This is a genomic window from Microbacterium sp. HMH0099 (assembly GCF_049384025.1).
Classification (GTDB): Bacteria; Actinomycetota; Actinomycetes; order Actinomycetales; family Microbacteriaceae; genus Microbacterium.
Genome location: NZ_JBMRJR010000006.1, coordinates 211,222 through 232,251 on the forward strand (window position 1 = coordinate 211,222; position 21,030 = coordinate 232,251).

21 protein-coding genes are annotated in these 21,030 nt (G+C 73.7%); 8 read left to right on the forward strand and 13 right to left on the reverse strand.

The window, feature by feature from the left end; translation table 11 throughout:
* Nucleotides 1-23 precede the first annotated feature (23 nt).
* Both ACO03V_RS14980 and ACO03V_RS14985 read right to left on the reverse strand, forming a co-directional pair.
* On the reverse strand, nt 24-3,107 hold the full coding sequence (locus ACO03V_RS14980; RefSeq protein ID WP_423138141.1) for an AAA family ATPase: 3,084 nt from the start codon (nt 3,105-3,107) through the stop codon (nt 24-26).
* Nucleotides 3,104-4,258, reverse strand: a complete 1,155-nt coding sequence (locus ACO03V_RS14985; protein WP_423138142.1) for an exonuclease SbcCD subunit D — start codon at nt 4,256-4,258, stop codon at nt 3,104-3,106. The genes ACO03V_RS14980 and ACO03V_RS14985 overlap by 4 nt, the downstream gene beginning before the upstream one ends.
* 137 nt (nt 4,259-4,395) lie before the next feature.
* On the opposite strand from ACO03V_RS14985, the gene ACO03V_RS14990 reads away from it, so the two are divergent.
* Nucleotides 4,396-4,872: an 8-oxo-dGTP diphosphatase gene (locus ACO03V_RS14990; RefSeq protein WP_423138143.1), complete on the forward strand. Its 477-nt coding sequence runs from the start codon at nt 4,396-4,398 to the stop codon at nt 4,870-4,872.
* Here ACO03V_RS14990 and ACO03V_RS14995 read toward each other — a convergent pair whose 3' ends face one another.
* The 3 genes from ACO03V_RS14995 to ACO03V_RS15005 form a co-directional block, all read right to left on the reverse strand.
* Entirely contained in the window at nt 4,873-5,220 is a 348-nt protein-coding gene (locus tag ACO03V_RS14995; protein WP_387052629.1) for a hypothetical protein, read from the reverse strand.
* Nucleotides 5,221-5,222: 2 nt separating this feature from the next.
* A complete protein-coding gene (locus ACO03V_RS15000; RefSeq protein WP_367733146.1) occupies nt 5,223-5,432 on the reverse strand; it encodes a hypothetical protein in 210 nt (69 codons plus the stop codon).
* Nucleotides 5,433-5,536: 104 nt separating this feature from the next.
* Nucleotides 5,537-5,836, reverse strand: coding sequence for a GNAT family N-acetyltransferase (locus ACO03V_RS15005; protein ID WP_367733144.1), 300 nt, complete (start codon nt 5,834-5,836; stop codon nt 5,537-5,539).
* A gap of 433 nt (nt 5,837-6,269) precedes the next feature.
* On the opposite strand from ACO03V_RS15005, the gene ACO03V_RS15010 reads away from it, so the two are divergent.
* The 3 genes from ACO03V_RS15010 to ACO03V_RS15020 all read left to right on the forward strand — a co-directional run bounded on the left by ACO03V_RS15010 (nt 6,270) and on the right by ACO03V_RS15020 (nt 8,411).
* On the forward strand, nt 6,270-7,082 hold the full coding sequence (locus ACO03V_RS15010) for a winged helix-turn-helix domain-containing protein (protein WP_423138144.1): 813 nt from the start codon (nt 6,270-6,272) through the stop codon (nt 7,080-7,082).
* Between the two features lie 66 nt (nt 7,083-7,148).
* Nucleotides 7,149-8,138 (forward strand): DNA-3-methyladenine glycosylase family protein, encoded by a 990-nt coding sequence (locus tag ACO03V_RS15015; RefSeq protein ID WP_423138145.1) that lies wholly within the window; start codon nt 7,149-7,151, stop codon nt 8,136-8,138.
* A 51-nt stretch (nt 8,139-8,189) separates the two neighbouring features.
* Nucleotides 8,190-8,411: a hypothetical protein gene (locus ACO03V_RS15020; protein ID WP_423138146.1), complete on the forward strand. Its 222-nt coding sequence runs from the start codon at nt 8,190-8,192 to the stop codon at nt 8,409-8,411.
* Between the two features lie 3 nt (nt 8,412-8,414).
* Here ACO03V_RS15020 and ACO03V_RS15025 read toward each other — a convergent pair whose 3' ends face one another.
* From ACO03V_RS15025 to ACO03V_RS15040, 4 genes are read right to left on the reverse strand one after another with little or no spacing between them, the layout of a single operon-like run.
* A complete protein-coding gene (locus ACO03V_RS15025; protein WP_367733133.1) occupies nt 8,415-9,173 on the reverse strand; it encodes an ABC transporter ATP-binding protein in 759 nt (252 codons plus the stop codon).
* Nucleotides 9,170-10,180 (reverse strand): iron chelate uptake ABC transporter family permease subunit, encoded by a 1,011-nt coding sequence (locus tag ACO03V_RS15030; protein ID WP_423138147.1) that lies wholly within the window; start codon nt 10,178-10,180, stop codon nt 9,170-9,172. The genes ACO03V_RS15025 and ACO03V_RS15030 overlap by 4 nt, the downstream gene beginning before the upstream one ends.
* On the reverse strand, nt 10,173-11,150 hold the full coding sequence (locus tag ACO03V_RS15035) for an ABC transporter permease (RefSeq protein WP_423138148.1): 978 nt from the start codon (nt 11,148-11,150) through the stop codon (nt 10,173-10,175). Before ACO03V_RS15035 ends, ACO03V_RS15030 begins: the two co-directional genes overlap by 8 nt.
* A 41-nt stretch (nt 11,151-11,191) precedes the next feature.
* The gene (locus ACO03V_RS15040) at nt 11,192-12,169 is read right to left on the reverse strand and encodes a siderophore ABC transporter substrate-binding protein (protein WP_423138149.1); all 978 of its coding nucleotides are present in this window, start codon (nt 12,167-12,169) and stop codon (nt 11,192-11,194) included.
* 92 nt (nt 12,170-12,261) lie between these two features.
* Here ACO03V_RS15040 and ACO03V_RS15045 point away from each other — a divergent pair, with 92 nt between their 5' ends.
* On the forward strand, nt 12,262-13,065 hold the full coding sequence (locus ACO03V_RS15045) for a siderophore-interacting protein (protein ID WP_423138150.1): 804 nt from the start codon (nt 12,262-12,264) through the stop codon (nt 13,063-13,065).
* 57 nt (nt 13,066-13,122) lie between these two features.
* On the opposite strand, the gene ACO03V_RS15050 is transcribed toward ACO03V_RS15045, so the two are convergent.
* Both ACO03V_RS15050 and ACO03V_RS15055 read right to left on the reverse strand, forming a co-directional pair.
* Nucleotides 13,123-15,129, reverse strand: a complete 2,007-nt coding sequence (locus ACO03V_RS15050; RefSeq protein WP_423138151.1) for a hypothetical protein — start codon at nt 15,127-15,129, stop codon at nt 13,123-13,125.
* Nucleotides 15,126-16,094: a GNAT family N-acetyltransferase gene (locus tag ACO03V_RS15055; RefSeq protein ID WP_423138152.1), complete on the reverse strand. Its 969-nt coding sequence runs from the start codon at nt 16,092-16,094 to the stop codon at nt 15,126-15,128. Before ACO03V_RS15055 ends, ACO03V_RS15050 begins: the two co-directional genes overlap by 4 nt.
* 36 nt (nt 16,095-16,130) lie before the next feature.
* On the opposite strand from ACO03V_RS15055, the gene ACO03V_RS15060 reads away from it, so the two are divergent.
* Both ACO03V_RS15060 and ACO03V_RS15065 read left to right on the forward strand, forming a co-directional pair.
* A complete protein-coding gene (locus ACO03V_RS15060) occupies nt 16,131-16,421 on the forward strand; it encodes a DUF4287 domain-containing protein (RefSeq protein WP_423138153.1) in 291 nt (96 codons plus the stop codon).
* Nucleotides 16,422-16,473: 52 nt separating this feature from the next.
* A complete protein-coding gene (locus tag ACO03V_RS15065) occupies nt 16,474-17,331 on the forward strand; it encodes a sulfurtransferase (RefSeq protein WP_423138154.1) in 858 nt (285 codons plus the stop codon).
* A 64-nt stretch (nt 17,332-17,395) separates the two neighbouring features.
* Here ACO03V_RS15065 and ACO03V_RS15070 read toward each other — a convergent pair whose 3' ends face one another.
* Together ACO03V_RS15070 and ACO03V_RS15075 are read right to left on the reverse strand one after the other, a co-directional pair.
* The gene (locus tag ACO03V_RS15070) at nt 17,396-18,820 is read right to left on the reverse strand and encodes a flavin monoamine oxidase family protein (RefSeq protein WP_423138155.1); all 1,425 of its coding nucleotides are present in this window, start codon (nt 18,818-18,820) and stop codon (nt 17,396-17,398) included.
* On the reverse strand, nt 18,810-20,306 hold the full coding sequence (locus tag ACO03V_RS15075; RefSeq protein ID WP_423138156.1) for a DUF222 domain-containing protein: 1,497 nt from the start codon (nt 20,304-20,306) through the stop codon (nt 18,810-18,812). The genes ACO03V_RS15070 and ACO03V_RS15075 overlap by 11 nt, the downstream gene beginning before the upstream one ends.
* A gap of 269 nt (nt 20,307-20,575) precedes the next feature.
* On the opposite strand from ACO03V_RS15075, the gene ACO03V_RS15080 reads away from it, so the two are divergent.
* Nucleotides 20,576-21,028: an SRPBCC family protein gene (locus ACO03V_RS15080; RefSeq protein ID WP_423138157.1), complete on the forward strand. Its 453-nt coding sequence runs from the start codon at nt 20,576-20,578 to the stop codon at nt 21,026-21,028.
* Nucleotides 21,029-21,030 lie beyond the last annotated feature (2 nt).

Consider the following 21,030-nt stretch of genomic DNA (forward strand, 5'->3'; position numbering starts at 1 on the left):
CGGCGCGGATGCGAGGGCGCGGCTCACACGAGCGCGGCGGCGTCCTGCCGGATGATGCTCGGGCCCCGCGGCGTCGCCGAGACGCGCAGGTGCGCGGGGAGCTGGTCCTTCATCGCGGCGACGTGGCTGATGACGCCGACCGTCCGACCCCCCTGGCGCAGCTCGTCGAGCGTCCGCAGCGCCAGATCGAGCGTCTCGTCGTCGAGGGAGCCGAAGCCCTCGTCGATGAAGAGCGTGTCCAGACGGATGCCGCCCGCGCGCGCGGTCACGACCTCGGCGAGGCCCAGCGCGAGCGCCAGCGACGCGAGGAACGTCTCTCCCCCCGAGAGGGACTGCGGCGGTCGGCACTGCCCGGTGAAGGCGTCCATGACCTCCAGGCCGAGACCGCTCGCGGCGCCGCGCGCGGCGAGTGCATCCGTGTGCTGCAGCCGGTAGCGCCCGCCGGACATGTGCTCGAGGCGCAGGTTCGCGGCCACGACGATCTCCTCCAGCTCCGCGGCGAGCACGAAGGTCTCCAGCGTCATGCGGTGGGTGTTCGGGGCGCGTCCCGCGACCGTGTTCGCGAGTCGGGCGATGACGGCGTGCTCCTCCGAGAGCCGCGCGACCGCGTCGTGCCCCGCGTCGGCGCGCTGTGCCAGGTCGCGGAGGCGGGCGGCGGCGGACGCGGCCGCGGCGTGGGCGGCCGTGGCGGCGCTCGCCTCGGCACGGGCGGCGGCGACGGCGGCGACCACCGGGGTCAGGTCGACCGGCTCGTCCGGTTCGTCGACGAGGGCGAGCTCGAGCTCCAGCAGCCTCTGCCGGGCGGCGCGCTCCGCGCTCTCGTGGGTGCGCACGCGGGTGTCGAGCCGGCGGCGCTCCGCGGCGTCGCGCAGCGCCGCCGTCGCCTCCGACGCGTCGTCGAACGGGCTGCCGGCGAGACGTGCCGACAGGTCGTCGCCCGCCTCCGCCCGGGCCCGTACGCGCGTGCGGAGGTCCGTCCCGGCGTCCGCGAGCGCGCGCAGGCCGTCGCGCCGTGTCACGGCGTCGGCGCGGCGTGCCGCCACCGTGGGGAAGCCCCCGCGCGCCTCGTCGAGACCCGACCGTGCCGCCTCCGCCCGCTGGACCGCCAGCGCGAGCTCCTGCCGCTGGGCGACGAGCTCGGCGGCGAGCCGGTCGGACTCGGCCGCCGCGGCCGCGTCCAGCTCGGTCAGCGACCGGTGCTCGGCGCGGACGCGGCCCTCCTCGGCGACCTCGGCCGTCGCGGCGTCGACGAGCGCGGTCGCCTCGTCGAGACGCTCCACCAGGGCGGGCACGCTCTCTCCGCCCGCACGCGCGGCGGCGAGGGCGTGCGCGTCCCGGGCGACGCGGGCGGCGTCGGACGCCAGACGGTCGGCCTCCGCCGCGCTGTCCTTCCGCCGCTCGGCCGCCGCGATCTCCGCGTCGGTGACGGGGGCGGCCTCGTGGTCCGCCGGTTCCGGGTGCTCGCGCGAGCCGCAGACCGCGCAGGGCTCGCCCGGCACGAGGTCGCGCGCCAGCTCGCCCGCGGCTCCCGCGAGGCGACGGCGCAGGAGCGCCGCCCACGCCTGGACGGCCTGCTGCAGCTCGTCGGCACGGACGAGCGCGGTGAGCTCCGCCTGGTCGCGGTCGGCCGCGAGCCGCTCCGCCTCGCGTGCCGCCGCCAGACGTCCGGAGAGCTGCTGCGCCGCGGCGCGCGCGGCCTCCGCCCGGGCACCGGCACCCGCGAGGGTCTCCAGACGCGTCTCGAGCTGCCTCATCATCGTCGGGACGGCCGCACGTCGCTCGGCCAGGGCGGCGAGGGCTCCGTCCGCCTCCGCGACGGCCCGCTCGCGTGCACGGACGTCGGCCTCGGCCGCCGACGCGGACGCCTCGAGCCCGGAAGCCTCGTCGCAGCGCGCGACCGTCGCCGTCAGCGCGTCGATCCGCGCGCCGAGCTCCTCGCCCGGGATCGCGTCGTCGGCGTCGGCCGCTTCTTCCGCCGGGCCCGCGGCGCTCCCGGACGCCTCAGCGGCCGGGAGCTCGCCGAGCGCCCGGGCATCGGCGGCGGCCCGCTGCAACGCGGCGCGTGCCGCCGCCTCGTCCCGCCGGGCGCGCTCGACGGCCTCCAGGGGTGCGCGAAGGGCCTCCGCGGCGTTCGCCGCCTCCAGCTCGGCGCGCTGACGGACGATCTCCGGCGTCTCGGCATCGAGAGCGGCGAGCGCGGACCGTGCCCGCACCCGCTCGATCTGGCGTTCGCGGAGCGCCCGCGCCTCCCGCTCGCGATCGAGCGCGCGGTCCAGAAGTCGGCCGGCGTCGTCGCGTTCGCGCTCCAGCGTCTCGACGCGGTAGTCGGCGCGTTCGACCCCGCGCACCACCTGCGCCAGTCGCTCCACGACGGATGGGGCCGGGGCACCGTCGCCCGCCGGCCCGTCCGCCGTTCCCGACTCCTCGTCCGGCGTCAGCTCGTCCGCGAGCCGCCGAGCCTCGTCGAGCAGCGTGGAGACCTCGCCGCCCTCCGCGGCGAGCGCCTCGCCCGCGGCCTTGCGGCGGTCGTCGAGGGCGCGTTCGTACTGCTCGAACGTCCGCGTGCCGAACAGGGTGCGGAGCAGGCCCTGGCGCTCGTCGTTCTTGGCCAGGAGGAACCGGGCGAAGCGGTTCTGGGCGAGCAGGATGACCTGGAGGAACTGCTGCTGGGTCAGCCCCAGGATCTCGTCCAGGTGCGCGGCGACGTCGACGGGACGCGCCGCCACGCCGCTCCAGCCGTCCTCGCCGAGGACCTCGAGACCCGCGCGGTGGGCCTCCTTCGTCATGCCGCCGCCGCGCCGCTTGAGGCGCTCGTACTCCGGTGAGCGCGTGACCCGCCACCGTCGCCCCTCGGCGGTGAACTCCACGGCCACCCGGGTGGGGTCGTCCGGCCCGCAGTGGTCGCTGCGCACCCGCCGGTCCGCGCCGTCGTACCGCGGCACCCCGCCGTACAGCGCGAAGCAGATACCGTCGAGGACGCTCGACTTGCCCGCTCCGGTCCGGCCGGTGATGAGGAAGATCCCGTCGTCGGCGAACGCGTCGAGATCGACGACCTGCTTCTCCAGGAACGGCCCGAAGCCCTCGAGTTCGAGGCGGTGCAGCTTCATGCGCGCGCCTCCGCCGCGGTTCGGGCGTCGAGCACCTCGCGCAGCAGATCCCTCTCGGCGTCGGACGCGCCCTCGCCCTCGCGGACGTGGCCCAGGAACGCGTCGATGAGCTCGACCTCGTCGCGGGCGGCGCGCACGCGTCGCGCGTATCCGATCTCGTCGTCCTCGCGCGTGACGGCGGGGGTGTGCGCGACGGTGGCGCACCACGGGAACCGCGTCTGGAGACGACGCATGGGATCGGTCTGCGGTGTCGCGTCCGTGTACTCGGCCCGGACCCAGTGCTCGACGTGCTCGTCATGACGGGCGTCGGCGAGCAGGTCGTCGAGGGCACCGCGGAGGGTGACCAGCGGACGCGGAACGGGCAGCTCGAGCCACTCGACCGCCCCCAGCCCGTCGGCGTCGAGGTCGACGAGCCACGACCCGCGCGGCTTGCCGGCCTCGCCGAAGCTGTAGTGCAGCGGCGCACCGGCGTAGCGGACGTGGTCGGCGAGGCGCTGACGCCCGTGGATGTGCCCCAGGGCGACGTAGTCCAGGCCGTCGAACGTCGACAGCGGGACGACGTCGAGGCCGCCCTGACGGATCTCGCGCTCGACGCCCGGCGTCGCGTCGACCCCCGCCGCGAAGCAGTGCGCCGCGACGACCGCCCGGCCCCCGCGGCGCGCGTGATCGGCACGGACGAGCTCCATCGCGTGCCGCATCGTCTGCGCCTGCGTCCGCAGCTCGGCGTCGGGCCAGACGTTCCGCACGATGGCGGGCTCGAGGTACGGGATGCCGTACACGTGGACCGGCCCGTGGGCGTCGTCGAGCGTGACGGGCGTGCCCACGGAGGCGGGATCGGTCAGGACGGAGATCCCGTCGCGTAGCAGCCCCGACTGGAAGCCGAGGCGGGCGGCCGAGTCGTGGTTGCCGCTCGTGACGAGGACGCGGGCGCCCGCGTCCGTCAGCGCGGCCAGGGTGCGCGACAGCAGCGGATAACAGGCCGCCGACGGGGCCGCCGAGTCGAAGACGTCGCCGGCGACCACGACGAGGTCGACCGCGTGCGTCCGCACCTGCGCGACCAGCGCCTGCAGGACCCCGTCCAGCGCGTCGAGCGTGGAATGGCCGTGGAACGACCGCCCGATGTGCCAGTCCGACGTGTGGAGGATCCGCATGCAGAACACGGTACGTCGCCCCTCCGACATCGACGCGAGGGCACGCGCGGGTCCGGGAGGCCGACGCCGCGGCATCCCCCTCCCGGGTCCCGCAGGACGCCGCGCAGGCGCCCGGGACGCCCGGATAAGGTGTCGGGATGCTGCCCGAGGTCTCCGTCGTCTACCTGCGCCGCGGTGGCGCCCAGGGCGAGGTCCTGCTCGGCGAGAAGCTGACCGGTCTCGGGGCGGGCCGCCTCGTGGGGCCCGGCGGCAAGCTCGAGCCCGGAGAGACCCCCGTGGATGCCGCGGTGCGCGAGGTCCGCGAGGAGATCGGCGTCGAGGTGGCCCCGGCAGATCTCCGCCCCGTCGGCGCCCTGGACTACCACTTCCCGGATCGGCCCGCGTGGTCGCAGCGGTCGCACGTGTTCGTCGCCGACCGCTGGCGGGGCCGGCCGGTCGAGAGCGTCGAACTGCGCCCGGCGTGGTTCGCGCTCGACGCCGTCCCCTACGACCGGATGTGGGACGACGCACGACGGTGGCTCCCCGCCGTCCTGCGGGGAGCCACCGTCGATGCGTCCTGCGTCTTCGCCGCGGACCTGGCGACGGTCTCCCGATGGGAGCCGCGCCCGGCCTGATCAGCCGTTGGCGACCTCGGCGGCCAATGCCGCGATGCGGTCGTCGCCGAGGTCCAGGCCGATGTCGCTGAAGCGCTGGCGCAGCACCTCCGCGATGCGGTCCTCCGACTTGTCGCCCACGTCGGCGCGGGTCTGGACGACGACGCCGGCGATCCGCGCCTCGTCGTCGGTGTCGTGCGTGTCCATCATCGGGCCGGACTGCTCGCCGGGGCGCGACGGCGCGACCTGGGTGTCGGGCTCCGCGGGCATCTTGCGGTCCTCGTGGACCGCGCCGCCGACGGAATCGGCCGCGCCGGCACCGCCGTCGGGCTGCTCCGAGGGCTGGGGGGCGCGTGTGGCGTCGGACATCGTCATTCCTCCGTGCTCAGGTCGGGATCGATGCCCTGGCTCGCGGCATCGCCTTCGATCGGGTCCGAGGGCGCCGCGTCGTTCAGACGCGGCGAGCCCTTCGCGTTCTCGTTCTGCTCTCGCGTCTCACCGTCCGCGGTGGCGCCGCTCTCCCACCCTCCGGGCGGGTCGGCGTCGATGACACCCTCGGGCAAATCACGGTCGTCGCTCATGGCATCCCCTTTCGACGTCTCCAGCATCGTCGCCGCGGGCGTGCGCCTGAGAGGGGTTGACGCCTCGGACGGCCGGTGACTAGGCCCGCGCCGGGCCGCGACCGTCAGACGGCGGGACGTCGGTGCAGGAGACCGGCGCGCTCCGGGTGCGCCTCGAACCACTCGCCGACGTACCAGCACACGGGGAGGATCTCGCGATCCCCCGCCTCGGCGATGGCGTCCACCGCCCGCTCCGTGACGACGGCGGCGTAGCCGTGACCGCGGAACGTCGGGACCGTGAACGCGCGGGTCAGCGCGATGGTGCGGCCGTCGTCGCGGTAGTCCAGCACCGACACGAGGTCGTCGCCGCGGTGCAGCGTGAAGCGGGAGGCGTCCTTCTGGTCGGCGAAACGCAGATCGGTCATGCCGTCAGGCTACGCCGGATGGATGCCACGGGCTCCGAGCGGGCATTCTGCGCACTCCCCGCCTCTCGCGCCCCGGTGGGCCGTGCACTCTGCGCACTTCCGGCGACGGCCGGCGACTTGACGTTCTCGGACTCGGTACGACATAATCGGCCGCATGATTGTCAACGCGCTCTCTCTGTCCGCCGTGGAGGCGAACGGGACTGCCGGCATGATGATGCCCGGCCGCGTTGCCATGTGTTGTCGAATGTGCCGCTGACACAGCGACCTTCGTCCGACCGCTCGTGCTTCTGAACGCCGAGCCGTCCCCCGGCAGCAGGACTCCCGCGTCGATCACGCGTCCCCTGCGTCGAACCCCCGGCCTCCGGCCCTTCTCCTCCCGTCGAACCCGCTTCGCGACCGACGCCCGGGTTCCACCCCCAAGGACTGCATCATCATGTCGACCTCCGCTCTGCTCGACCGCCCCGTGACCTCCTCGACCGCCCGCCCCGCCGCTCCCGCGGCCGTCGCGCGCCCCGCCTCCCCCTCCGTGCGGTCCGCCGCCTCGCCGGCCCCCCGCACCGTGCAGTCCGCCGCCGCGCCGGCCGCCGCTGCACCCGCTGCTCCGGCCGCGGGCCCCGCCGCTCCGGCCCCGCGGCCCGCGCCCACCACCGCGCCCCGAGGGTTCGCCCTCTACGTCGGCATCGACGAGGCCAAGGCCGCCGCCGCCGGTGTGAGCCTGGGCACGCTCGTCGAGGCGCTGCGCCGCACCCTCGGCGAGCTCGCTCCCGCCGCCGAGACCTACGCGACCGTGGCGCTCGCCCCCGCCGGCGCCGGCGGCCGCGACGTCGACGTCGTCCGCCTCGCCCTGCACGAGCCCTCCGCCGTCGCCCGCACCAAGGACGAGCCGGCCGAGGAGGACCGCGCCCCCGGCGGCGTCGTGGTCGACATCTCCCGCAAGCGCGTGCTGATCGACGGCGAGTCCGCGGCGTTCACCTTCAAGGAGTTCGAGCTGCTGCAGTACCTCGTGCTGCGCGAGGGTCGGACGATCGAGCGGGCCGAGCTCGTGGCATCCCTCTGGGAGGCCTCGGCCGACGACGACGCCCCGGGCGAGCGCACGATCGACGTGCACGTCCGTCGCCTGCGGGCCAAGCTCGGCGTCTACGAGGACATCGTCCGCACGGTCCGCGGCGTCGGCTACCGGTTCGACCGCCACGCCGACGTCGCCATCCGCTACGGACACGGAACGCCGTCGCCTGACCGGTTCTGACCGGTTCTGACCGTTCCCGACCGCCCCGGATGCCGCGTTGTCGGCGCCCCGACGTAGGGTGTCGGCATGAGATCGACCGGGGTGCGCGCGCGGCAGCCGCAGCGCGAGCTCCCCGCCCCGGTCGAGAAGCCGCGCGAGTCGGAGTACCGCCCCGCGGTGCCGACCGACGTGGGTCGCGCCGTCCTCGCTCAGCGTCACGGCGGCAACGACCCGACCTTCACGGCCACCACCCCGCTCTCGGCGGGCGGCGTCGTGTGGCGGGCGAGCCGGACACCCCTGGGGGTCGCGACCCTCGCGCTCCGGCAGACCGCGGGCGGCGCCGTCCGCGCCGCCGCGTGGGGCCCGGGCGCGGAATGGGCCCTCGATCAGCTGCCCGCGCTGTGCGGACGCGACGACGAGCCCGACGGGTTCGACGCGTCACGGCATCCCTCCGTCGCCGAGTGGCACCGCCGCCATCCCGACCTGCGCATCGGACGCACCGACCTCGTCTTCGACGCTCTGGTCAGCGCGATCATGGAGCAGAAGGTCACGAGCATGCAGGCGTTCTCCGCGTGGCGCAGCATCGTCACCTGGTACGGGGAGCGCGCGCCGGGGCCGACGCCGCGACCGATGTTCGCCCCGCCCGACATCGACGGCTGGCGTCACGTCCCGTCCTGGGCGTGGCACCGCGCCGGCCTCGAGCCCCCGCAGTCCCGGACCATCGTCGAGACCGCGCGCCGGGGCCCCTCCGTCGTGCGCGCGGCCGAGGCGGCCACCGACGGCGAAGCCCGCGACCGGGTCTTCATCAGCCTCCGCGGAGTGGGCATCTGGACGAGCGCCGAGACGCGTATCCGGGCCTTCGGGGATCCGGATGCCGTGAGCGTGGGCGACTACCACCTCGCTCACCAGGTGGGCTTCGCCCTCACCGGCCACCGCACCGACGACGACGGCATGCTCGAGCTGCTCGAGCCGTTCGCAGGGCACCGGCAGCGCGTCATCCGGCTCATCTACGCCGGCTCGGCGCTGGAGCCCCGTCGCGGTCCGCGGCTGCACCCCGAGGATCACCGCGACCGCTGAGCGTCGGCGTTCCCCGGGCCCGTCGGTGTCCGGCATCCGTAGTCTGTGGGGATGAGCGAATCCGCAACCGGCTGGCCCCGTGGCCGCACCCACTGGATCCTCGGCTCCGTCGTCCTGCTCGGGCTGGGCGTCCTGGTCGGCCTCGTCCTCCAGAACGTGTGGCTGGGCGTCGTGCTCGCGGTCGTCGTGTCGATCGGGTGGCTCATCGCCTACGAGTCGAGCCGGGGGCGCAACGTCGGCGTCAACGACCCCGACAACGGCGTCGAGCTCTGACGGTCAGCGGTAGTAGACCGCCACGGGGTAGGCCCCGTCGCGGCGGATCTCGACGGCCGTCCCGAACACCTCCTCGAGCGTGTCCGGCGTCATGAGCTCGACGGGCGTCCCCTCGTGCACGACCCGCCCGTCGGAGAGGGCGATGATGCGGTCGGCGTACGCGGCCGCGAAGTTGATGTCGTGGATGACGATGACGATCGTCTTGCCCAGCTCGTCGGCCGCCCGCCGCAGCTGCTGCATCATGGCGACGGCGTGCTTCATGTCGAGGTTGTTCAGCGGCTCGTCGAGGAGGATGTAGTCCGTGTCCTGGGCGAGCACCATGGCGACGTAGGCGCGCTGCCGCTGCCCGCCCGACAGCTGATCGAGGTAGCGGCCGGCCAGGTCGGTGAGGTCGAGGAACGCGATGGCCTCGTCGATCTTCTCGTGGTCCTGCGCCGTCAGACGCCCCTGCGAATGGGGGAAGCGCCCGAACCCCACGAGCTCGCGCACCGTGAGCCTGGTGACGAAGTGGTTCTCCTGCCGCAGGATCGACACGATCTTCGCGAGAGTGCGACCGGGGGTGGTCGCCACGTCGTGCCCGGCGATCTCGGCGCGACCGGTCGAGGGGGTGGCGAGCCGCCCGATGACGGTGAGCATCGTGGACTTGCCCGCCCCGTTGGGGCCGACGAGCGCCGTGATGCCCCCGGCGGGGATGTCGAGGTCGACCGGCCCCAGCACGGTCAGGTCGCCGTAGGTCATGGAGACGTCGGTGAGGCGGATCACAGCGCGCCCTTTCGCAGGAGGTAGACGAGGAAGAACAGGCCGCCGGCGAACTCGATGATGATCGACAGCATCCCGGCGGCGTAGAAGACGTGGCGCAGCACGAAGTAGCCGGTCAGCAGGGTGGCCATGCCGAGCAGCACCGCGAACGGCAGGACCACCCGGTGCTGCGACGAGCCGGCGAGCTGGTAGGCCAGCGTCGCGACGATGAAGCCGAAGAACGTCATCGGCCCCACCATGGTCGTCGAGACGGAGATCAGCACCGCCACGAGGACGAGCATCCGGATGACCTCGCGCCGGTAGGCCAGACCGAGGTTGATGGACGCCTCCCGTCCGAGCGCGAGCACGTCGAGACGGTGCCGTGCCCGCCAGACGAGGACGAGCACCACGGCCACGACCAGGGCGCCCCAGGGGAGGTAGTCGGCATCCGAGTTCGACAGGTTGCCGAACAGCCGCGCGGAGAGGATGTCGAAGTCGCTGGGGGTGAGCAACCGCTGCATGACGGTCGAGAGCGAACCGAACCCGACGCCGAGCACGACGCCCACCAGCAGCATGATGTGGAGGTTGCCGCGGCGGCCGGCGAACAGCCAGCCGTACAGCAGCGTCGCGAACCCGACCATCAGGACGCTCTGGATGACGACCTTCAGCAATCCGTCCGTCGCCGACAGCGCGGCGCTGCCGAAGAAGAACACGAGCGCGGTCTGCATGACGACGTAGAGGGCGTCGAAGCCCATGATCGACGGGGTCAGGATGCGGTTGGCCGTCGCCGTGTGGAACAGCACGGTCGCGACGGCCTGGCAGCAGGCGACGAGGGCGATCGTGGCCACACTGACCACGCGCAGGTCCATCGCGATCCAGAAGCCGCGCGAACCGGGCGTCCCGGGGACGTCCCAGGTGAGCACCCCCACGGCCGCGACGATCACGATGAGGGCCAGGATGCCGAATCGCAGGGCGATCCGCGGACGCCGGGCCGCGACGGTCGGGGCCGGGCGGGTCAGGGTGTCAGCCACGGGCACGCATCCTCAGCAGCAGGGTGATGAACACCGCGGCGCCGACGACGCCGAGGATCATCGAGACGGGGACCTCGAAGGGCATCCGGATGACGCGTCCGACGATGTCGCACACGATGACGATCGCGACGCCCCCGAGGCACACCCAGGGGAGGTTCGCGCGGGCGTTGTCGCCGCGCCACATCGAGACGAGGTTGGGGACGACCAGGCCGAGGAAGGGCAGGAAGCCGACGACCACCGTCGTGACGCCCGTGGCGACAGCCACGAGACCCGTGCCGACGAGCAGGACGCGGGTGTGATCGAGCCCCACCGACGTGGCGATGTCGCGGCCAAGGCCCGCGACGGTGATGCGGTCGGCGTAGAGGAAGACCAGCAGCACCACGATCGCGACGATCCACAGCACCTCGTAGCGACCTCGGACGATCGAGGTGAAGCTGCCCATGAACCACGTGCCGAGCATCTGCAGGGAGTTGGTCGAGACGGCGAGGTAGGTCGTGAACGCCGAGACGACCGCGCCGAGCATGATGCCGATCAACGGGACGACGACCGAGGAGCGCAGCGAGATGCGGCGCAGGATGCCGATGAAGATCATCGTCCCGACGAACGCGGCGACGGAGGCCGCGATCATGCGCACGGAGAGCGGCGCGGTCGGGAAGAGCAGCACAGTGGCGAGCAGGCCGAGCGCGGCCCACTCCGTCGTGCCGGTGGTGGACGGCTCGACGAAGCGGTTCTGGGTGAGCAGCTGCATGATGAGGCCCGAGACGGCCATGGCGCAGCCGGCCAGCACGAGCGCGACGGTGCGGGGCACCCGTGAGATGAGGAACATCTCGCCGCCGAAGTCGTCGGCGGTGAGGTCGTAGGCGCCGACGAACAGCGACAGCACGACGAGGGCGCCGACACCCAGGAGGGCGGCGGGAAGCGCGAGACGTCGGAGCCTCGGGGGCGCGGGGGGAGTTCTCGTGTCGATCATGGCGGAGGTGGGGGCCCGGCCTTCCGCGCCCCCACCGGTGCTCAGGAGGCGAAGGCCTCGGCGGCCTGGCGGTACAGCTTCGTGTACGCCTGGATGCCCTCGTCGAGGTAGAAGCTGCCGTCGAGGTAGACGATCTGGCCCTTCTGCACGGCGGGGACGTTCTTCAGCGCCTCCGCGTTCTCGATGAGCTCTGCGGCTCCGACGTAGTTCTCCACTCCCAGCGGGGCGTCCCGGTCGAGCACGAAGAGCCACTCCGGGTTGGCCGCGGCGATCGCCTCGACGCTGATGTCATCGCCGTGCGACGAGTCCTCGGCCGAGCGCTCGAGCGCGGGGGTGAGACCGAGCGTCGGGAACAGGGTCCCGACGCCGCGGCCCTCGCCGGGGGCGGCGTAGGCGATCTTGCCGCCGGAAGTGATGAGGCCCATGACCGTCTGCGACGGGTCGTACGCGTCCTTTGCATCGGCGATCGCAGTGTCGAGGTCGGCGTTGAGCTGGGCCGCCTCGGCCTGCTTGTCGAAGACCTCGCCGAGGATCGTGGTCTGCCGCTTCAACTCGGAGGACTGGTCCTCGCCGTCGCGCGGGCTGGTCTCGATCGTGGCGGGCTGGATCTCCTTGAGCTGGTCGTAGAGCTCCCGGAAGCGGTAGCCGCCGATGATGAGGTCCGGCTCGGCCGCGACGATCGCCTCGACGTCCGGCTCGCGGTGCAGGCCCGCGTCGAGCACCTCGTCGCCGCCGGAGAGGTCGGGCCAGAGGCCGTGCATCAGCGGCTTGGGCGCGGCGACGAGCGTCACTCCCCAGTCGCTGAGGGTCTGGAAGGTCGTGTTGTCGAGCGCGACCACGCGTTCCGGGTCGACGGGCACCTCGATCTCGCCGTGGTTGTCCTCGACGGTCACCGTGGTGGGAGCGGCCGAGGCGTCCGGCGCTTCCGCGGACGGAGCGGTGGCGCATCCGGCGAAGGCGAGCGCGGTGACGGCGAGGGCCGCCGCCGCGGTGACGGAACGGAACGTGCGTGATCGCATGCGTATCTCTCCAGTGCTGTGTGTGTGTGGTGGGGGCCGAGCACCTCCCAGAGGGCCGGCATGCGAGTTAGGTTAGCCTTAGCTTTGTGAAAATGTCGAACCGTCTCGCCGCCCCTCCTTCTTCGACGCCTCCCTCCGCGGCGCGCCTCGAGCCCCGGCGGCACGACCTCGTCTTCCGCCGCGCGACGCTCGCCCGTCGGACGTTCCTGACGCCCGCGTACGTGCGTCTCCGACTGGTCGGCGAGGAGTTGCGCGGCTTCGACTCGCCCGGCGCGGACGACCACATCCGGGTGTTCTTCCCCGAGGCCGGCGCCGCCACGGGCGACCTCCGCGAGGCGCCGAACCGCGAATACACCCCGGTCGACTGGGACGCCGCGGACGGCCGCCTCGACCTCGAGTTCGCCCTGCACGGCGACGGCGTCGCAGGCAGATGGGCGGCCGAGGCGCCGATCGGAGCGCCGGCGGGGGTGGGCGGCCCGCGCGGATCCCTCGTCCTGGTCGGTCGCCCCGACGGCTGGCTCCTCGCCGGCGACGAGACCGCGGTGCCCGTGATCCGCCGGTTCGTCCGGACGATGGATGCCGCCGCCGTCGGGCGCATCGCCATCGAGGTGCCCGATGCGGCTCACGACCTCCCGGTCGACGCGCCGGCCGGGGTCGAGGTGGTGCAGCTGCACCGCGGAACCCGCCCCGCCGGGACCGAGCTGGCGGACTGGCTCGACGCGCTCGACGTCGAAGAGCGCCCCGACGGCAACGTGTTCGGCTTCGTCGCGGCCGAGCAGTCCATCGTGCGGTCCGGCCGCGCGCTGCTGCGGGATCGCTGGGCGCTCGACCCCGCCATGACGGTCGTGAAGGGGTACTGGAAGCGCGGGACGAGCGAGTACCACGCCCCGCACTGACAGTCGCCGCGACGACCGGCGGCGGCCCCGACGGCCCGGCCCGCCCGGCCGCCGTCGTCAGGACCGTTCGGCTCCCGCGGCGAACGCGAGCACGCGCGCCGTGACGAACGGGGCGATGTACGGCGCGTCGGTGTCCGTTGGAGCAGGGTTCGTCGGGGTCGCGGCGGTCGCGGCGGACGACCGCAGGGCGGCATCCGCGAACGCACCGCGGAGGAAGGCGGCGTCGGCGCCGCCGGTCTGCACGGCCTCGATCGCGTGGACCGTCCACTCCTCGGCCACGGCTGGCCGCGTCAGGACGGCACTGCCGTCCGCGGCGTCCTCCGCAGTGGTGTCGCGGAGGGTGCCGTCCGCGGCGCGGCCGAGCGGCACGCCGTCCGGCTCCGTGGTCAGGACGGGGGCGCACAGGACGTACATCGACGTCGCGACGCTCAGCGCGGCCCAGCCCCCCGACCCGGCGCCGTCACCAGTGCCAACTGCGGTGCCGTCCGCGGCCGTGGCGAGGGCGGTCAGGTCCTCACGGGCCGCGTCGATCGCCGCAAGGCGAAGCGGGAGGAGGTCGGCGGCATCCCCGACGTCGGCGGCATCCGCCGACCCCCCGGCGCTCTCGGCGTCCCCCGTCGGAAGAACGGCGTCCGCCGCATCCTCTGTGGCGATGGTCGCGCGACGCAGCAGCGACGCCAGCCCCGTGAGGTCCGCCCCGTCCGCCAGCGCGCCAGCGGCACCCGCGTCGGCACCCTCATCCGTCTCGCCGTCCGGGCGGATGTCCTCGGCCGTCTGCAGCGCCGAGGCGGCCACGACCGCCGCCGTCGTCGCGGACGCGGCTGTTCCGGCATCCGTCGTGTCCGACCCGGCGTCGGCTCCGCCCGTGGCGGCGAAGGTCTGCGCGGCGAACCGACTCAGGGCATACGCGTCGACGGCCGAACGGGCGACCCGCAGGACGGCGTCGGCCTCGTCGAGAGACGCGGGCGGCGCGGTGAACAGCTGGTCGAGCAGGGCCTCGCTGGCCGTAGCGGTCCGGTCGGCGAGCTGCGCCGCGTCCGTCGCCGACACCCGCGCCGCCGTCGCCGCGGCCGCCAGGTCGAGCGCGCCGGCCGTCGCCTCGATGGCCCCCGCCACGTCGCCGGCCTCCTGCAACGCCGCCGCGCGATCAGCGGCGGCCGTCGCCGCCGTGGCCCGACCGGGATCGGCGTCGGAAGCCGCCGGATCCGCCAGGTCGTCGACGGCCGTCTCCAGACGCGCGGTCAGCGTGCGCAGCCCGGCATCGGCGGCATCCCCTCCCCCGCCGTCGTCCCCGGCCGCGGCCGGATCGCCGTCCGGCGCGACGGTCGGCAGCGGGGTGGGCGTGGCGGGCGGCGTGGGGAAGACGGATGCCGGGAGGTCCGCCCCCGTCACGACGCTGTACGCGGTCGCCACGTCGGCGACCTCGGAGACGGTCATGCCGCCGGTCGCCGCGAGCTGGTCGAGGTCGACGAGGGAGCCGGTGGCATCCGGAGCCGTCCGCTGCCCGGCGGGGACGAGGATCGTGTCGATGCCCCCGGCGTCGATGGCGGCCGAGACCATCTCGGGCAGCCCCGCGACCGGGCCGATGGTGCCGAGGGGGGTGACGGTTCCGGCGAGGGCGACGCCCGGCTGGACGTCGGTGTCGAAGTACAGCGCCAGGACGCCGACGGCGGTGATCGCACCGGCGGCGGGCGTCGCGATGCGCGCGTCGAAGCCGAAGGTGTACGCGGTGTCGGGCTGTGCGCCGGTGAGGAGGGTCGCCGCGGTGACGGCCGCCCACGTCCCGGACTGGGTGACCGCGTCGACGCCGCTGACGTCGTTCTCGGTGATGTCGATACTGAGTCCGGCGCCGTCGGCGGACGCCGCGGTGATCCGCTGCGTCGTGACGCCGCCCTTCGCGCCCGAGCTGTGGAGGACGGGGACGGTGAGCTCGGATCCGTCGAACGTCCCGTCCGATCCGCTCCCGAAGCCGAGGGAGAACGGCAGCGACAGTCCGCATGCGGAGAGCGCGATCGTCAGCGCCGCGAGCCCCGCGGCGCCCTGGACGAGGCGGCGGCCCCTCACTCCGGCGCCTCGCTGACGTACAGCGCGCACGCGGTGTCGTAGTAGTCAGTCGTCGTCCCGTCGGACCTCATGCCGAGGCGTCGGGCGACGGCTCCAGATGCCGCGTTGGCGGGGTTCGTGACCGCGATGATCCGGTGGATGCCGGACGCGTGGGCGAGGGAGAGGACCGCCTGTGCCGCCTCGGTGGCGTAGCCGGCACCCCAGGCGTCGGCGTGGAAGTGCCACCCGATCTCGATCTCGGCGTCGCGGCCCCCGCCGGCCCCCTCCGACCAGGGGATGCGCTTGAGCAGCACCGATCCGAGTCGCCGGCCGTCGTGCCGGGTCACGGCCCGGACGCCGAGCACCCCGTCGGCGAGGGCGGTCCAGCGGTCCTGCAGGGCGTCGAGCTCGGCGGCATCCGTCATCACCCGTCCGTCGCCGAGGAAGCGCCGGACCTCGGGGCGGCGGTACATGTCGAAGAGGAAGTCCCGGTCCTCCGCGGTGCGGGTCCACTCGCGCAGCTGCAGCCGGTCGGTCCGCAGGTGGGTGCGACGCATCGGCAGGTGCGGAATGCCGTCCTCGGCGAACGGCGGGCCCGAGACGACGAATCCGAAGCGGGCGTACCAGTCGGCGAGGTGCGCCTGCGCGTCGAGGAGGGTCGGGATGCCGGGGGCGTCGACGTCCAGCTGACCGGTCGCCGCGCGCATGAGATCGGCGGCCAAGCCGCGCCCGCGCGCCGCGGCGGCGGTCGCGACGCGGCCGATCCTCGTGTTCGCCGCCTCGCGGAGGATGCGCAGGGTCGCGAGGACCTCGCCGTCCTCTTCCGCCCAGAGGAGCTCGGCGCCCGGCTCGATGTCGCGACCGTCGATCTCCGGATACGCGGCCTCCTGCTCGACGACGAAGACGCTCACCCGGAGCCAGAGGATCCGGTAGAGCGTCTCGGAGGGGATGTCGGCGACCGGGGCGCGATGCATCGAGACGGCCATCCTTCGACGCTAGCGCGTCGGGAGTACCCTTCCGTCATGTCGTTCCAGGCGTACCTCGACACCATCGAGAAGAAGACGGGGCTCACCCCGCGGCAATTGATCGCGCTCGCCGAGGAGCGCGGGTTCGGACCGCGGACCACGGCGGGGCCCATCCTGCAGTGGGCCAGGGAGGAGTACGACCTCGGTCGCGGTCACGGCATGGCGCTCGTGCACGTCATCACCAAGGGTCCGCAGATCAGCGAGAAGCACGTCGGGTCGGGCGGAACGCACGCGGATGCGAGCTCCACCCTGTGGCTCGACGGCGCGGCGACGAACCCCGACCGCTGACGACAGTCGCGGGCCGGACGCGTCGCGGGCGACAGAGGTCCAGACTGGGGACATGTCGACCGCGCCGATCCTCATCACCGCCGCCGCCCTGCACGAGGCTCTCACCGGACCCGGTGCGGACCGTGTCCGCGTGCTGGATGTGCGGTGGCGACTCGACCGGCCGGACGGCCGGCCGGAGTACGAGGCCGGACACATCCCCGGGGCGCAGTTCGTCGACCTGAACGTCGAGCTGGCGCGGCACGCAGGGCCGGAGGAGGGTCGGCATCCGCTGCCGTCCGTCGACGAGCTGCAGGCCGCGGCGCGGCGCTGGGGCATCTCGGACGGTGACACCGTCGTCGTGTACGACGACCTGAACAACCTGTCGAGCGCCCGCGCGTGGTGGCTGCTCCGCCACTCCGGCGTCTCCGACGTGCGTCTGCTCGACGGAGCCCTGCGCACCTGGACCGAGGCGGGACTCCCCCTCGAGTCGGGCGCCGCGGCGCTGCCCGCGCCGGGGACCGTCTCGTTGTCGTACACGTCATTGCCCGTGCTCGCGCTCGAGGACGTCGCGGCCTTCGCCGACGACTCCCTCCTGCTGGATGCGCGTGCGGCGGAGCGGTACCGCGGGGAGGTGGAGCCCGTCGATCCCCGAGCGGGTCATGTGCCGGGGGCGGTGAGCGCGCCGACGACTGAGAACCTGGGACCGGACGGCCGGTTCCTGGCCGCGCCGGCGTTGCGGGAACGGTTCCGCCTGCTCGGCGCCGAGGACGGCGTCGGCGTCGGCGTCTACTGCGGATCGGGTGTGACGGCCGCGCACCAGGCCGTCGCTCTGGCTCTGGCGGGTCTGGAGCCGCGGGTCTTCGTCGGCTCGTGGAGTCAGTGGGCGAACCACCCGGAGCTCCCGGCGGCGACCGGCCCGAACCCGTCCTGATCCCGCGGCTCGCCCTCGTCGTCCCGGGCCCCGTGCTCGTCGTCACACTCAGAGGTCTCCGTCGTCACGCCCAGAGGTCGCTGACGGCGACGGGTCGTTCGAGCACGTTCTGGGCGGCGCGATGACCTGAGAGCAGAGCGGCCGGCACCGTGGCGGGATCATCGCCCCACGTGGCCTCTCCGGCGAGATGAAGGACCGCCGGACCGGACGGCGCGGGGCGGAGGGGTTCCGCCAGGACGTCGTGGTCGGCGCCCACCGAGCCGGGCAGCATGTAGGCGTACGAGCCTCGGGCGAACGGGTCGTCCTGCCAGCGGGTCACCACCACGCTCGTCGGGTCCGGCACGGCGTCGCCGTAGAGGCGGCGCAGCTGCGCGACGCTGGACGCGGCGATGTCATCGTCGCTCCAGTCGCGCGTGGCGATCGCCGCCGGTCCCGCGGCGAAGGTGAGGAGCGCCGGCTCGTCGTGGAGCCGTCCCAGGTCGTACCAGGAGTGCCACCATTCCCCCTCGGGCCCCAGCTGCCGGATGCCGTAGACCCCGTCCTCCCAGAACCGCTGGCGGAAGCGGAGGACGACCTTCTCGAACGCGTTCATGCGGAACAGCGCGAGGGCGCGCGCCTGCCGCGGGGGCAGGGGCGGCTCGAGGACCAGGTCCCCCGCCTGAAGCACCCCCACCGGGACGGTGACGATCGCCCGTGCCGCGGCGAAGGAGGCGTCTGCGGTGCTGATGACCACCCCCTCGGACGTCCAGGCGACGCGGGTGACCGCATGACCGAGGCGGACGTCCAGTCCGTCGGCCAGGCGCGAGGCGAGCTCGTCGTACCCGTCGGGGAAGACCACCTCGGGACCGTCGATGACGTCGTCGTCGAGGCCGTGTGCACCGAGATGCATCATCGCCACACCGTACTGTTCCTGCGCACGGCGGTCGTTGTACTCGCGGACGCTTTCGACGCGCGCTGACGGCCAGTCCTGCTCGGCGAGAGCCCGTTCCACCAGGTCACCGAAGGTCGCCTCGGATCCGGCGTCTGAGATGAGACGTTCGAGCACGGTGTTGACGGTGCGGATGTCGTCGGCGTAGCGCCGGACGGCGTCGGGCCTCATGCGCGCCCCCGCGGCGTCGAAGTAGGTGAGCGGACGGCTGTCGGGCTGATAGCCGCCGACCGTGAACTCGACCATGCGCATCCCGAATGCCCGGGCCGCCTGCTCCACGGGACTGTCGTGGATGCCGTGGATCCACGAGGCGCCGCGGTCGGTGATGCGGCCGCCGGTCCGATCGGTCCAGACGCGTCCCCCCACCCTGCTGCGCGCCTCCAGGACGAGCACGCGGTGCCCCTCTCGCTGCAGGAGGCGCGCGGCGGTGAGGCCGGCGATGCCCGCCCCGACGACGAGGGTGTCGATCCGGTCGGGTTTCCCCGCGGGGTCCGTCCCTGCGGCACCCGCCCCGACCCCTCCACCGGCGGACACGCTCGGGAGCTCTTGTTCAGCGGTCATGAGTTCTCCTTCGCCCCGGCGGCACGAGCGTATCCCCGTCGTCCTCCCCGCCCGGGGGCTGGACAGGTCGATCCGCCCGCGGAACGTCGCCTTCCCCCCGGGCATCCGCCGCCGTTCCCTCCAGCTCGGTCGAGACGAAAGCGACGGCGGCGGGATACGCCTCCGGAACGTCGAGGTACGTGCGCCCCGTGGGGGACGTCCACTCCAGGACTCCCCCGGGATGCTGGTGGACCGTCCACCGCGTGAACTGCTTCTGGCTGTGGTGGCGCTGGCACAGGTGAGCGAGATTGCCGACGTGGGTGGCTCCCCCGAGCGCGTGATCCCGGGTGTGATCCACCTCGCACCGGACGGCGGCGGCGGTGCAGCCGGGCCACCGGCAGCGACGGTCGCGAGCGCGCAGATGACGGTCGATGGCGGCTGTCCGATGGTACGTGTCGGTGGCGAGCACCTCACCGGTCACCGGGTGGGTCAGGACGCGGTCCCAGGGCACGGTCGTCGCCTCCGCGAGGGCGCGGGCGGTCGCCACGTCGACCGGCCCGTGACCCACGAGCTCGGCGGGCGCGAGGTTCTCCGATTCGGGGGTGAGCATGGTGAGGACCGGCACGACGACCTGCACGCGTGCGCGGATCGCTCCGAGCGTCCCCGGCCCGTCTCCCTCCCGCGTGGGATCGGCCGCGGGCGCGGCGGTGAGAAGCATGTCGGTCAAGATGTCCGCCCTGACCTGATCCGTCGTGCGCTCGTCCGCGGGGTCCGGCCCGTCCGGAAGCGCCTCTCCGGTGGGCCGCTCGGACACACGGGTCGCTTCGTCCGCGGCATCCAGCGCCGGGCCCGACCGCAGGTCGATGAGCGCGTGAGCCTGCTGGGTGAGACGGTCGTAGATCGCCGCCGCGTGCACCGGATGGAGGGTCGCGATCAGATCCGAGGTGCCGTCCGTCCCCGGCACGAGACGAACGCCGCGCCTCCCGTGGGCGGCCCGGTGACGTTGCGTCACCGTCGTGGGGTGGAGCCGTTCCGCCATCGCGGCCAGCGTCGTGCGCAACCGCCCCGGCGACAGTCCCGGCGACACCTCCACCGCCAGCCGGTCGAATTCGCCCTTCCGCCCGGGAGGGACCCGCGCGCCGACATCCGCGATGACGCGGACGTGCGACCGGGACAGCGCCCCCGCCTCCCAGGCGGCGACGACCCCCGGCAGGGAGGATGACAGCGTCATCGCCTCGTCGATCTGCCGCTGGACGGACCGGTCCGACAGCGCGGTCGCCGCCGCGATCTCCGACGCCACCTCTCGCAACGCCATCTCGGAAGCCCGGACGCGGGACCTCTGCCCTGCCATCGCCTCCTGGGCGTACCGGCCCGCCGCCGCCAGCGCCCGCACCCGCCGCGCCTCCGCTGCGGGGACCGCCGCCTCGGCCGTCACGACCTCGTCGACCACTGTGGCGAGGGCGTCGAGTGCCGGGAGGCCGGGCAACGCGGGAGGCGTGGAAATCATGTCCCCACGCTAGGGCGAGGCGCAGACGAAGACCAGGTCAAATGCCCTTTCCGTGGACAACTCACGGCGGTCTGCGCTTGGGGAGGAACCGTCCCGAGGCGCGCCTCCGAACGGCGCACCCCCGCGGTCATTCTGCCGTCTTCCCGACCTCGCCTCCACCAGGAAGCGGACAGCGCGAGCCGGTGGCATCCCCTCTGCCCCTTCCCGACCCCCACCCGGCCCGCCGCGCCCGGGATCATGACAGGCTCGACCAAAGGGAAGGGGCGCTCATGTTCCACGTGACGGAGACCATCGACATCGCCGGTCCGCCGGACGCGGTGTTCGCATTCCTGACGGATCCGGCCCGGCGTCCGCAGTGGGATCACACGGTCATGTCGGAACAGCTGCTGACGCCCCCGCCGGTCGCGCCCGGCAGCAGGATCCGCACCCGCATGAGCGTCATGGGACGCGAGGTCGAGTTCGAATGGCGTGTGACGGCCTTCGACGCGCCGCGCGAGATGGCGGCCGAGAGCGACTCCGGCACCCTCCCGGCGCGCATGCGGTTCGATTTCACGGCGACGGACACGGGATGCCGCGTCCGCAGCTCGCTCGAGGCGGAGCCGACGGGTCTGCTGCGCTTCGTCGAGCCCATCGTCGAAGGCACCGCCCGCTCGACGCTGGCGGAGGGCCTGGCCCGCGCCAAGCGGCTCATCGAGGAGGAGCGTTCCGCGGGCAGGACGTGAGG

Bases quoted from the DNA above. Each gene is read 5' to 3' on its own strand.
- ACO03V_RS14980 (WP_423138141.1), bottom strand. From the start codon at position 3,107: ATGAAGCTGCACCGCCTCGAACTCGAGGGCTTCGGGCCGTTCCTGGAG.
- ACO03V_RS14985 (WP_423138142.1), bottom strand. From the start codon at position 4,258: ATGCGGATCCTCCACACGTCGGACTGGCACATCGGGCGGTCGTTCCAC.
- ACO03V_RS14990 (WP_423138143.1), top strand. From the start codon at position 4,396: ATGCTGCCCGAGGTCTCCGTCGTCTACCTGCGCCGCGGTGGCGCCCAG.
- ACO03V_RS14995 (WP_387052629.1), bottom strand. From the start codon at position 5,220: ATGTCCGACGCCACACGCGCCCCCCAGCCCTCGGAGCAGCCCGACGGC.
- ACO03V_RS15000 (WP_367733146.1), bottom strand. From the start codon at position 5,432: ATGAGCGACGACCGTGATTTGCCCGAGGGTGTCATCGACGCCGACCCG.
- ACO03V_RS15005 (WP_367733144.1), bottom strand. From the start codon at position 5,836: ATGACCGATCTGCGTTTCGCCGACCAGAAGGACGCCTCCCGCTTCACG.
- ACO03V_RS15010 (WP_423138144.1), top strand. From the start codon at position 6,270: ATGTCGACCTCCGCTCTGCTCGACCGCCCCGTGACCTCCTCGACCGCC.
- ACO03V_RS15015 (WP_423138145.1), top strand. From the start codon at position 7,149: ATGAGATCGACCGGGGTGCGCGCGCGGCAGCCGCAGCGCGAGCTCCCC.
- ACO03V_RS15020 (WP_423138146.1), top strand. From the start codon at position 8,190: ATGAGCGAATCCGCAACCGGCTGGCCCCGTGGCCGCACCCACTGGATC.
- ACO03V_RS15035 (WP_423138148.1), bottom strand. From the start codon at position 11,150: ATGATCGACACGAGAACTCCCCCCGCGCCCCCGAGGCTCCGACGTCTC.
- ACO03V_RS15040 (WP_423138149.1), bottom strand. From the start codon at position 12,169: ATGCGATCACGCACGTTCCGTTCCGTCACCGCGGCGGCGGCCCTCGCC.
- ACO03V_RS15045 (WP_423138150.1), top strand. From the start codon at position 12,262: ATGTCGAACCGTCTCGCCGCCCCTCCTTCTTCGACGCCTCCCTCCGCG.
- ACO03V_RS15055 (WP_423138152.1), bottom strand. From the start codon at position 16,094: ATGGCCGTCTCGATGCATCGCGCCCCGGTCGCCGACATCCCCTCCGAG.
- ACO03V_RS15060 (WP_423138153.1), top strand. From the start codon at position 16,131: ATGTCGTTCCAGGCGTACCTCGACACCATCGAGAAGAAGACGGGGCTC.
- ACO03V_RS15065 (WP_423138154.1), top strand. From the start codon at position 16,474: ATGTCGACCGCGCCGATCCTCATCACCGCCGCCGCCCTGCACGAGGCT.
- ACO03V_RS15070 (WP_423138155.1), bottom strand. From the start codon at position 18,820: ATGACCGCTGAACAAGAGCTCCCGAGCGTGTCCGCCGGTGGAGGGGTC.
- ACO03V_RS15075 (WP_423138156.1), bottom strand. From the start codon at position 20,306: ATGATTTCCACGCCTCCCGCGTTGCCCGGCCTCCCGGCACTCGACGCC.
- ACO03V_RS15080 (WP_423138157.1), top strand. From the start codon at position 20,576: ATGTTCCACGTGACGGAGACCATCGACATCGCCGGTCCGCCGGACGCG.